11 protein-coding genes and 3 pseudogenes are annotated in these 10,218 nt (G+C 60.6%); 12 read left to right on the top strand and 2 right to left on the bottom strand.

Translation table 11 applies throughout. From position 1 onward, the window contains the following. The 7 genes and pseudogenes from ACQUQ1_RS20990 to ACQUQ1_RS20960 all read left to right on the top strand — a co-directional run. Positions 1-1,998: pseudogene (locus ACQUQ1_RS20990) on the top strand (conjugal transfer protein); the annotation flags it as partial. A gap of 388 nt (positions 1,999-2,386) precedes the next feature. After that, a complete protein-coding gene (locus ACQUQ1_RS20985; RefSeq protein ID WP_435066191.1) occupies positions 2,387-3,646 on the top strand; it encodes a phage NrS-1 polymerase family protein in 1,260 nt (419 codons plus the stop codon). A 74-nt stretch (positions 3,647-3,720) separates the two neighbouring features. After that, complete coding sequence (locus ACQUQ1_RS20980; RefSeq protein ID WP_435066190.1) at positions 3,721-4,161, top strand: hypothetical protein; 441 nt, start codon at positions 3,721-3,723, stop codon at positions 4,159-4,161. A gap of 166 nt (positions 4,162-4,327) precedes the next feature. Next, positions 4,328-5,254, top strand: a complete 927-nt coding sequence (locus ACQUQ1_RS20975; RefSeq protein WP_435066188.1) for a transcription initiation factor IIB — start codon at positions 4,328-4,330, stop codon at positions 5,252-5,254. 176 nt (positions 5,255-5,430) lie between these two features. Beyond that, positions 5,431-5,964: a DUF7342 family protein gene (locus ACQUQ1_RS20970; protein ID WP_435066187.1), complete on the top strand. Its 534-nt coding sequence runs from the start codon at positions 5,431-5,433 to the stop codon at positions 5,962-5,964. Between the two features lie 8 nt (positions 5,965-5,972). Beyond that, a complete protein-coding gene (locus ACQUQ1_RS20965; protein ID WP_435066186.1) occupies positions 5,973-6,407 on the top strand; it encodes a hypothetical protein in 435 nt (144 codons plus the stop codon). 134 nt (positions 6,408-6,541) lie between these two features. After that, entirely contained in the window at positions 6,542-6,832 is a 291-nt protein-coding gene (locus ACQUQ1_RS20960; protein ID WP_435066185.1) for a hypothetical protein, read from the top strand. 89 nt (positions 6,833-6,921) lie between these two features. Here ACQUQ1_RS20960 and ACQUQ1_RS20955 read toward each other — a convergent pair whose 3' ends face one another. Continuing rightward, positions 6,922-7,929, bottom strand: coding sequence for a sodium:calcium antiporter (locus ACQUQ1_RS20955; RefSeq protein ID WP_435066184.1), 1,008 nt, complete (start codon positions 7,927-7,929; stop codon positions 6,922-6,924). Between the two features lie 243 nt (positions 7,930-8,172). Next, the gene (locus ACQUQ1_RS20950) at positions 8,173-8,361 is read right to left on the bottom strand and encodes an HVO_2922 family protein (protein WP_435066183.1); all 189 of its coding nucleotides are present in this window, start codon (positions 8,359-8,361) and stop codon (positions 8,173-8,175) included. A 60-nt stretch (positions 8,362-8,421) separates the two neighbouring features. Between ACQUQ1_RS20950 and ACQUQ1_RS20945 the strand changes: the two are divergent. The 5 genes and pseudogenes from ACQUQ1_RS20945 to ACQUQ1_RS20925 all read left to right on the top strand — a co-directional run. Further along, positions 8,422-8,742, top strand: a pseudogene (locus ACQUQ1_RS20945) (DUF7558 family protein); the annotation flags it as partial. A gap of 89 nt (positions 8,743-8,831) precedes the next feature. Further along, positions 8,832-9,191, top strand: a complete 360-nt coding sequence (locus ACQUQ1_RS20940) for a MarR family transcriptional regulator (RefSeq protein WP_435066182.1) — start codon at positions 8,832-8,834, stop codon at positions 9,189-9,191. Then, positions 9,188-9,529, top strand: a complete 342-nt coding sequence (locus ACQUQ1_RS20935) for a type II toxin-antitoxin system PemK/MazF family toxin (protein ID WP_435066181.1) — start codon at positions 9,188-9,190, stop codon at positions 9,527-9,529. Before ACQUQ1_RS20940 ends, ACQUQ1_RS20935 begins: the two co-directional genes overlap by 4 nt. 5 nt (positions 9,530-9,534) lie before the next feature. Next, positions 9,535-9,740, top strand: a pseudogene (locus ACQUQ1_RS20930) (type II toxin-antitoxin system death-on-curing family toxin); the annotation flags it as partial. 30 nt (positions 9,741-9,770) lie between these two features. Beyond that, positions 9,771-9,941, top strand: a complete 171-nt coding sequence (locus ACQUQ1_RS20925; protein ID WP_435066180.1) for a hypothetical protein — start codon at positions 9,771-9,773, stop codon at positions 9,939-9,941. The last annotated feature ends 277 nt before the right edge of the window (positions 9,942-10,218 follow it).

The following is a 10,218-nucleotide window of genomic DNA, read 5'->3' as shown; positions in this document are numbered from 1 at the left end:
AAGGACCGCAAACAGGCGCTCTCCCAGCACTCGGACGACTACGTCGTGAACTTGCTCGTCGACGAGGCAGCATCGGTTGTGGTCTCCGACATCATGAATGATCTCCTCGAGAAAGGCCGGGGATTCCGGCTCTCTGTTGGCCTGTCGATGCAGTTCCCCGAACAGATGGAGGCTGAAGGTGGGCGGAAGATCTACCTGAATGCTCTGAACAACATCGGCAGTTCGCTCATCGGGAAAATCAACGTCGACCGGGAACTGGCGCGAGCGATGGCCCACGAAGAGATGGACCCCGCGGATTTCGCCAATCGGATTCGTTCGTTGCCACGAGGGGAGTGGATCGCCAGCTTGCCAAGCCCGACGTTCGGTGAAACGGGGCCGTATCCGTTCAGTCTCGAACCACTCCCGATTCCACCGGGCCACCCCGAGAGCGAATCGCCCCTCACAGCGCGTGAAGAGGAGCAGTTCACTGAGACACTCTCCTCGATGCACGAGCACATCAGTGACGAACACGGCGTGCCGGCCGCAACAGACGCCTCAACAACGAGAACACCGACCGACGGACACGAGGTGCTCGATATCGGGAGCGATGACCTAGACGTCGCGATTGCGAAGGTGGTTCGGAGTCTGCAGCTTCGAGAGGAGTGCCGCGAGGAGAACGGCTGGGTGGCCATTGAAGCAGTTGACGACGAACTCAGGCGGCTCTTCGACGACGTCGACGCCGAGCCGCCATCGTATGATGCACTCGCGGACATTCGAAAACGATCACGATATCTCGATACGACCGTTGATATCGACGCCGACGAGCTCCGCATCCGGCTCACTGACGCCGGAGAAGAGGTCGCGACACCCGATACTGGTGGCGTGCAGGCCGCTGGTGGGAGTGCCCACGACGCAGCACTCCTCCAGATCGAAGAAGGGCTTACCGCACTCGGCTTCACTGTCTCGATCCTCGCACAGGATGGCAGCGAAAAACCTGACGCGAAGGCGAGCCACCCCGACGTTGCCGATCGATTCGCCATCGAAGTCGAAACGACGACACCCGAGAATCCCGCAAAGGTGCTCACGAATCTCCGGAAAGCCCAAGAAGCAGGGGATATCCCGCTGTTTGTCGTTCGCCCAGGAAACGACGAAACTGAGTGGGCCGAGCGTGTCGACGGCATTCTCACACCACCCGTCCGTACCCTCCAGAATGGTGAGACACGGTTCTACACGACTGACTCGAATCTCACGTTCAACGGTGGAGCGACCGAAGAAGGTGGAGTGACGGCCGTGCGACCGGCGAGCGACGACGAGAACGGGACCCAGAACATCTGGCAGCGTGATGGCGACGAGGTCGTCCTTCGTGATGCCAGCGGGACGGAATACATCCGCCTCCCGTCGCTTGGGAAACTCTCGAAGGATCGTGTTCCAGCCATCTACAGCTACGACCACGCTGCCGAGGAGTACGTCGTATACGAGCACGGTGAGCAACACATCTACGAGACGAAATCGGCGTTCGAGAACGACTGGGTGCGTATCAAGAAGCCATTCGTCCCCGAAGCCGAACTCCAGACACCCGATTATAGCCCCACGTCGTACGCTATCGTCATTCTCCCTGAAGAAGGCAACCCGGTCGTGTACGATACTGACGGTACGTACTCGATGGACACCTTACTCGATACCGTCACCACAAGTGGGTGCGAAGAAACGACAGGAGAACAGGCAGACCATATTCAGCAGGCGCCTCAGCCATCGATTGACGATATTGCTGAGGATCCAGAGGCGGTTGTTGAGCGATTCGCAGAGACACACCTCGTCGAAGATCCGGAAAGCAGAGTAGCCGCCGGAGATGTCTACGAAATCTACGAGCAGTGGGCTGAGGCTCACGGGATTGATACAGATAGCAAACCCTGGTTCGGCCGTCGCCTCGGGAACTATGTCACGTTCGAGCGGAACACAGACAATGAGAACGGCGACTCTGTTCGATACTACGAGGGGCTTGCACTCAAATCAGAATAGATCTGGAGGGGAATACAATGCAATCCACACTCAGCGCCAAATATATCGTAAATGTAAATTTGAGTTTGCATAACAGGAAATGCCTCTCGCGTTACGGAAACATCGAGGCATATCGTCTCCGCAGCACCGAAATCAGCAGACGGAGAGGGGTTACGGCAACCAACCGAAATGCCGTAACACAAGCATTCTGGAGAGATTTTGCTGTATGCACGTATCGGGAGCCTCAGACCCAGGATTTCACTGATTTGAATGATCTGTTACGGCAAAAACCAACTAGGATAGAACGGGGGTTCCCCGTTGGGACCAAGGGATTGGATCGACACGCAGAGCAGCGTGAAGTCTGTGCTGGCTCAGAGCCAGTGAGAGCCATGCGAGGTGCTATGTGAGGATGAGTGAGAGTAGTATCGACGAATCGGAGGCGATTCCGGAGACGCTACGCGAACGGGACCAGTGGGTGTGCTGGCGCGAAGAGGAGCGGGACGGCAAGTCGACGAAGATTCCGGTGACGCCGGGAGGTGGGGGGTTCGCGTCATCAACAGAGTCGGAGACCTGGGCGAGCTTCGAGACAGCGCTCGACTACACCGAGACGGCACACGCCGATGGCGTTGGGTTCGTGTTTACCGACGACGATCCCATCGTCGGTGTCGACCTGGACGACTGCCGTGATCCTGAAACCGGCGACGTCGACGACGCGGCACTAGACATCATCGAGCGCCTCGACTCCTATACGGAGGTGTCACCGTCCGGCACCGGCTATCACGTCCTCATCAGGGGCGAACTTCCCGAGGGGCGGAACCGTCGCGGGAGCATCGAACTGTACGACACGGCACGATTTTTCACCGTCACTGGCGATCACGTCGAGCGGACACCAACGTGCGTCGCACGTCGACAGGACGCGCTCAGAGCGATTCACCGTGAGTACGTTCAGGAGACAGAGCGTGACACGGCAGCAGAGTCCGAACAGCGTGGTAGCGCTGACGACGAGTCACCGACGACCGGTGCAGCCGGCGTTGACGTCGACCTCGAAGACGAGGACCTCCTCGAGAAAGCGCGGAATGCATCGAACGGCGAGAAGTTCGAGCGGCTCTGGAACGGGAACACAGCCGGCTACGACAGCCAGTCCGAGGCCGACATGGCGCTGTGCTGTCTGCTGGCGTTCTGGACCGGCGGCGACCGGACGCAGATGGATCACCTGTTTCGCCAGTCGGGATTGATGCGAGAGAAGTGGGACGAGGTCCACTACGCTGATGGGTCGACGTATGGGGAGAAGACCATCGAGCGAGCAATTGCGACTACTTCGGAGTTCTACGACCCGGACGCCGGCGACGATACCGCGGACGAGATCCCCGCCACATCGTCGCCAGACGTCGGCGCTGCTGACTCGGAGCGGAGTCGCGCGTATCTCGCCGAGAAGAACCGGCTCTTGAGCGAGCGCGTCGACGAGCTCGAGGCGACACTCACGGAGAAAACCGAGCGCATCGACGCTCTCGAAGCGGAGGTCAAGCGACTCACTGACGAACTCGGCACCCGTGGCCAGGAGGAGGAGGAGGAGTGCCAGGGCGAGCACGCCGCTACTACGAGTGAGAACAGTAGTGAGTCAGAGTCATCCTCACTGTTGGGTCGGTTATTCGGCGGTCGGTCCAAGTAGCGTTGCGACCGCAGCGGCACGTCTGTCACCCCCGCCAGGGGGCGGCGGGGTACATCACGTGCCCCCGATAGACGATGGCTTCGGAACGTACGACCCAAACGCAGACGGTACAGCAAGCAGCAACCAACTCCGACGGGGAGGCTCCGTGGGCAGACCTCGAGGTGACGATCCCGACCGACCGCGATCACGCGTCGGTCGTCGCCCTCGTGGAGTGTGCCCTCGTCGAACTCACGCACGAGACCGTGGGCGCCGTCTTCGTCGCCCACCAGGTCGGGCGGTCGACGCGGACGCAGTACGTCGCCGCCGACGACGTCGGCGAGCAGTTCCAGAAGCGGCACTTCGACGACCGGCTGGGCTGGCACGAGACTACCGTCCCGCGACGAACCGTTCGCGACGAGCTCATCACCCAGCTCACGCGGTCGGCGTCGACGTCAACGGAGCGGGCAGGTGAAGAAGTAGCTAGCGAGTCAGACACCTTCGTCGTGAAGCCAGTTCGAGAGCTCCGAACGCCGTAGCGGCTAGCCTTAACCAACATTCCGAACCGATACCGACACAATGTTGGTTAACACCTCGGCACTATCGGCGTCGAAATCCGATTTGCGCCTCCCGCAGTCGAGTTTGTCACCCCCGGGAGGGGTGCGGGGTGCGCTGCATCGGCGTCACCTCGCGTAGGTGAGATTGATGACGACGAGCGACATCTACGATCGTGGTTTCGACGAGGATGTCCAGTACGGTCCAACTGATCCCTGTCCCGAATGTGGCGGCACCGTCCGGACGAACGCGGCTGAAACCGTCTGTGAGGATTGTGGCCTCATCATCGACGACCAAGCGATCGATCACGGGCCAGAGTGGCACATCGACGACGGCGCCGACAACCCAAAGCGAACCGGAGCAGCACTGACACCGGCACGGCACGATCGCGGCCTCTCGACAGAGATCGGGACGAACCAGGACGCGAACGGCAACCCCCTCGAGGGCAAGAAGCGTCGACGCCTGTCCCGACTCCGTCGTGAACACGCACGGAGCCGGTGGCGATCGAAACAGGAACGCAACCTCGGGCATGGCCTCACGGAGATCCGGCGGATCGCGAGCGCGCTCGGCCTGAGTGATTCAGTACGCGATCAAGCGTGTCGATTGTTCCGAACGGCACAGGACCAGCACTTGCTACCCGGCCGATCGATCGAGGCGATGGCCGCCGCGAGCGTCTTCGGCGCCTGTCGGTGTAACGGCCAGTCGTGGTTGATCGCCGACGTGGCGCCGACGGCACCGGTTACACAGGATCGAGTCGAAAACGCCTATCGCGTACTCAACGAGGAGCTGGGGTTGCCGACGCCGCCTGTCGAGCCGACACAGTTCGTGCCGCGGCTTGCCTCCGAGCTCGGCTGTACCAACGTTGTGCGGCACCGGGCGGAACAGATTGCTGAACAGGCCGTCGACGCTGGCGTCACGTCAGGCGTACATCCAGCGGGGTTCGCCGCTGCCTGCCTGTACTTGGCGGCGTGTGCGAACGACGCGCCGTTGACACAGGCTGACGCAGCGGCGGCGGCCGAAGTAACGGTTGAGACCGTTCGGAACCATCGCGATCGGCTGCTCTCCGTCGTGGAGTAAGGGACAATCCCACCTTCGAACGTGGAGACTACTGTTGCCGATCCCTAACCACCAGTACGGAAGCGCAATCACGGGTCTGGTGGGTAACACAGCCCCAAACCGATTCGTCGATCCCCCAATTACAGGAAACTATTCCGCGACAAAAGAACTAAATCCGTAACTTGCTAAATACCCGTATGCCCAAGCCAGACGCCGCGGATGGCCCGCCACCGTTCGAGGATGCGTTTACCGGCGACGACGTCGAACAACGTATCTACGGCACCATCCTTCAGACCCGGGAGCCGACGACGGCCAGTTCGATCGCCGACGCCGCCGAGTGTGACCCAAAGACCGCCCGGAAGTACCTCGACTGGTTCGAGCAGTTGGGCGTCGTCACCCGGCACGATGGTCACCCGACTACCTACGAACGGAACGACGCATACTTCGAGTGGCGACGCATCAACCAGCTCGCTACCAAGCAGTCCGCTGCAGAGCTGCAGGATCGCGTTCGTGACCTGACGACGCGGATCAGGGAGTACGAGGACGCATACGACGCCGCGTCACCGGCCGCCGTCGACGCCGTCGCCGCCGCAGAGGGCAGCGACGAGCGGACCATCGACGACGTGTATAGCGACCTCGCCGACTGGGCGACCGCCCGCGAGGAACGTGACCGCTACGAACGCGCGCGCCAACAACGCACAGGTGGCGAGCGCGAACAGGCGTCCGGGTAGCCCGCTCGATGGCGCCACCGACAGACGATGGCGGGAGCCCTGCCCCCATCGATCGTCCAATCCTCGAGTTCCTCCAGACGCGACTCCACGCGACGAGGCAGGTCTCTCGAGCGACTGTCACGGATACAAGCGGCCATCTGGAGCTCCACGTCGTCTGTGCCCCATCGTACTACCCGGCAGCCGTCGACGAGGCGCAGTTGACGGTCCGTTGGTACACGAACGACGACTTCAAACTCCACTATCGAGAGCAGCACGCGGACCACACCTGGGAGTGCCGGTGGGACCGGCACCCGAATCCACACAATACTCGGGACCATTTCCACCCCCCGCCCACCGCCCCGACGCCCGGCGAGGGCGCATCGTGGCCCGACGACCATCGTGACGGCGTTGCGCTCGTCCTCGACGAGATCGAAGACCGGATCGCGACCCTCTGGAGCGCGTAAGGGCAACGGTCTCGCGTGGAGTGTTTGTCGGCGTCCCCAGAACGCTTCGCGTTCTGGTGTGCGCACGAGAACAGCGTTTCTCGTGCACGCCGGGAGGCGTGCAGCGCGCGACCATGAGTGCTGCGTGACTCACCATGCCCGGTCCCGATCCGCACGACGACACGAGTCGCGACTACGAACAGTTCGAGAAAGAACAGCTCGCCCAAGACCGCGACGCCATCGGCGTCGACACGGCGGACGTCGACGACTCGACGGCCCAACGCCTGGTCAACGACCTCGTCGACGCGGACGTCGTCACTCTGGTTCCCGAGGACCAAGTTCTGGTTCACGAGCCGAGCGGCACCACGTTCGACTCATCGACGCAGCTGGCCGTCTTCCATCGTGGCTGGACGACCGGCCGCGACGCCGACACGGAGGGCGAGTGATGCAGCAACCGTTCACTGTCGTCCGCTCGCTTTGTCTGATTCAGCTATTCTGGAGTGGCATCGCATAGCGAGCGTGTCTCGCCGTCCTCCTACAATCCACGAACACTCTGTGTGATACCGGCAGTTTCCAACCCCATCCAGACCAGAAACACCGCATACAGCGCAAGGAAGCCGTACGCTTCCGGGTTCGAGATCTCAAGGTCCGTTCTGGCGAAGATCATAAACACGAGCGTCGCGATTCCGAGAAACGCCATCAGCGGGACCGCGATGAGAAAATTGACGGTCGTCGTGCCAGCGATGAGCACGCCGACGGGGATCGCAACGAGGAGATTGAACGTATTGCTCCCGAGTACGTTCGTGAGGCTGGTAACACTCGAGTCCCGTCTCGCCGCCCGAACGCTGACAAACGTATCAGGGAGGCTGGTCGCAACGGCGATGACCGTCAGCCCCCAGAAGAACGAGGGCGTATCGAAGATGGCACCGAAATCGAGCGCGCCGCGTACGATCCCCTCGACGCCGATTCCGATAAGTGCCAGTGATACGAAGAGTCGGCCCCACTCACGTCCGGGCTCAACGTCGATCTCATCTTCGTGTGTGTGCTGTTGGACGTCTTGATAGTGCAAGAACACATATACGCCGTAGGTGAGTAAGGGGAAAATGGCAAGCGCCGGTGTCAGCACAGCCGCTCGGTTCGTCCCCGCTGGGACGTAGGTTGCGCCGAGCGCGAACGTAATGAACAGGACGAGTACGCTGATGATGTAGAACTGTGCGTCCTTATGCACGAGGTCACGCGTCGATTCGAGACCATCGCTGAAGAGTGTCGAAAGCGCCGGAATGACGAGGAGATTGAACACAGCACTCCCGACGATGGCGCCGACACCGAGTGAGAACTCCCCGTGGAGGAGCGTACTGACCACGACCGAAGTCAGCTCCGGGAAACTCGATCCGACAGCGACGACAACCGCCCCGTGGACGGCGACTGGAAGCCCGTAGTGCTTACTAAGGCGTTCGGCAGCGGTCTCCAGCACTTCACTCCCTTTCCAGATGACGCCCGTTGAGACGACAACAAAGGCGGTCGCAACGAGAAGTGGGTTCACGGTACCACCTCGTGCAACGTGTGTTCCGCGGTGACGAGCGATAGTCCGTCGATCATCTTCTACTCGACGATTCGGCGAAGAACAGATAAAACGCGCACTGTCTTCGGTACGGCCGTAAACAGCCGATAGACGTCCTATTTCGCCCGTTTCTTCCAAATTGCTCGATGGAGCGGGTTTAGGCGATAGAAGCCCAATGCAGGCCATTACCGCCGATATTGGGTGTTAGCGAGCCTCTAGAAACAGTCAGGATCGTTCCTGTAGCTTCGCCTTCGGAACTGCCTGCCTGACGCTCTCAATACCGCGTTTGGCTCCCTGTTTCGACACGTACCCTTCGCCGCTGGTGGCGATTATCTCTTCGTTGGTCGCGACAAGCCGCCATCGCCACTCACCAGCACCGTCAGTATAGAGTTCGAAACGAGGCTTGCTTGGCATACACTCCTCTATGCAGAGAAGCTATACGGATATTCTGGTCTCCCTTGCGAATCAGTATTCACTGGCTGCGCGTTCTGCGACGCGCCACTCGATACCGAGACTGGCGCGGCCCACACCTGGGGACAGGACGAGCGAGTCACCCACCCGATCTGTGTCGACTGCGCGATTCAGACGGATTCGGACCCCGACGAGCGCGATCACGTCGCCTGTGACGGCTGTGGGCTGGTCGTCGACACGCTCGCAGCTCTCACCCGGTTCCGGGTGGAACTCGGGCATTTGGAAGGCCCGTTGCAGCTGTGCGCCCGCTGTAGTCCGGGCGGACTTGCGACGTACTGGACGCGCGATCTCAAGGAGCATCTCGTTGCGACGCCGGCAGAGTGACCCCCTCCCATATTTCTGGGCACGGAAACATCCATCCACGGTAACAAACATACCAAACAACTTAGTTCCAACAGTCCAAACACTAGTCTATGTCGAGCGGCACCATCGATATCGACGAGTTCGAGAACGCTGACGCCGACGAATTCGAGGACCGGAATGATACCGAGCGGATCGTGCTGTTCCTCGACAAGAATAACGACCGAGCGTGGAAGGCGACAACGATTGCCGAGCACCTCGGGCTGGATACAGACGCCGTCAGTGCGATTCTCTCGCGATTGAAGGAACGCGGTCTCGTGCGGCACAAGCGCCCGTACTGGGCGATCACGGACGACGAGGAACGGCTCCAATCTGCCTATCGCCTCCACCGACACCACGAGACAGCAGACGAACAGTACGGTGAGGAGCGTCTTGAAGACCTCCAAACCGACGAGATGGAAGAAGTACAGTGACTGCGTTTGAGGAACTGGAACGCGGTGACATCGTCTGGGCGAGTGACCCGCTCTCGGAGAAAGGTCGCCCGATGCTCATTCTGGGAGCACCGCACCTCCCGAACCATGGTACCCAACTCATCACTGTCCTACTCTCCACGAAGACCTACCACGAGGAGGCACTCACACTCCGAGACGACGACTACGAGGGCGACCCACTCGGAGAACGAAGTCACGTGCTTCCGTGGTCGCTCGCGACCCTCAACAGTGCTGCGGACGTAGAGCACTATCTGACCTCTCTCATCAACGAACGAACTGAGGATGTGGCGAGCCAGTTGATCGACTACATATCGTCTTGAGGTGACTGCTCGTTGCGGAGCATCCGTTCGTCGACGGGAACAAACGAACAGCGCTCCGAACGGTGGTCGTTTTCTATATGCTGAATGGGTACACGTTCGACTACGGTGATGAGATTCGAGCCCTCTTGCACCGCTTCGCAACCGACGAAGCCGCGGTCGACACGAGACTGCAGTTATCTACTTCCGGACCTGCGCTCGTCGCAACCGATAAGGAAACACACCGAGTATGCTGACGAGATCAATGGCGTCCAGCACCGATTCCTCGACGGCGGTCGACGACGAAGTCCGCCAGCTCTACGAGCGGTATCAGGCGGCTGAGAGCGACGCCGAACGTCGCGAGATTGCCCACGAGATGGGGAAGCTTGACGGACACCGCCACGCAGAGATCTATGCAGCACTCGAAGACGAGTGAGTCAACGTGTTCTCAGCGCCTCCTTAACTATCGACGACTGCTTTGCTACCCAGTGACGACGCCTTGTGGTCTACCGACCATCACGCCGGGCTGACGCTTGTCCTCGAAGAGCATCTCGTGGACGGGTGACGCTTGGCCGAGTGAGGCTCACATCGTACACACGAAAACGGCTAAGTGCGTTGGCTCACAATGTACACATCATGAGCACCGATAAGAAGCGCGTGCAGTTTCGGGCCCCCGATCGGCTCATCGACCGGGCCGACGCACTGGCCGCAGT

The organism is Halobaculum sp. EA56, from assembly GCF_051195075.1.
Taxonomy (GTDB): Archaea; Halobacteriota; Halobacteria; order Halobacteriales; family Haloferacaceae; genus Halobaculum.
The sequence above is the reverse complement of the archived record's forward strand: the minus strand, read 5'-3'. Positions and strand labels throughout refer to the sequence as shown.

Coding starts and splice junctions, on each gene's coding strand:
- ACQUQ1_RS20965 (WP_435066186.1), top strand. CDS start 5,973: ATGGCGCCACCGACAGACGATGGCGGGAGCCCTGCCCCCATCGATCGT.
- ACQUQ1_RS20970 (WP_435066187.1), top strand. CDS start 5,431: ATGCCCAAGCCAGACGCCGCGGATGGCCCGCCACCGTTCGAGGATGCG.
- ACQUQ1_RS20960 (WP_435066185.1), top strand. CDS start 6,542: ATGCCCGGTCCCGATCCGCACGACGACACGAGTCGCGACTACGAACAG.
- ACQUQ1_RS20925 (WP_435066180.1), top strand. CDS start 9,771: ATGGCGTCCAGCACCGATTCCTCGACGGCGGTCGACGACGAAGTCCGC.
- ACQUQ1_RS20985 (WP_435066191.1), top strand. CDS start 2,387: ATGAGTGAGAGTAGTATCGACGAATCGGAGGCGATTCCGGAGACGCTA.
- ACQUQ1_RS20975 (WP_435066188.1), top strand. CDS start 4,328: ATGACGACGAGCGACATCTACGATCGTGGTTTCGACGAGGATGTCCAG.
- ACQUQ1_RS20980 (WP_435066190.1), top strand. CDS start 3,721: ATGGCTTCGGAACGTACGACCCAAACGCAGACGGTACAGCAAGCAGCA.
- ACQUQ1_RS20950 (WP_435066183.1), bottom strand. CDS start 8,361: ATGCCAAGCAAGCCTCGTTTCGAACTCTATACTGACGGTGCTGGTGAG.
- ACQUQ1_RS20940 (WP_435066182.1), top strand. CDS start 8,832: ATGTCGAGCGGCACCATCGATATCGACGAGTTCGAGAACGCTGACGCC.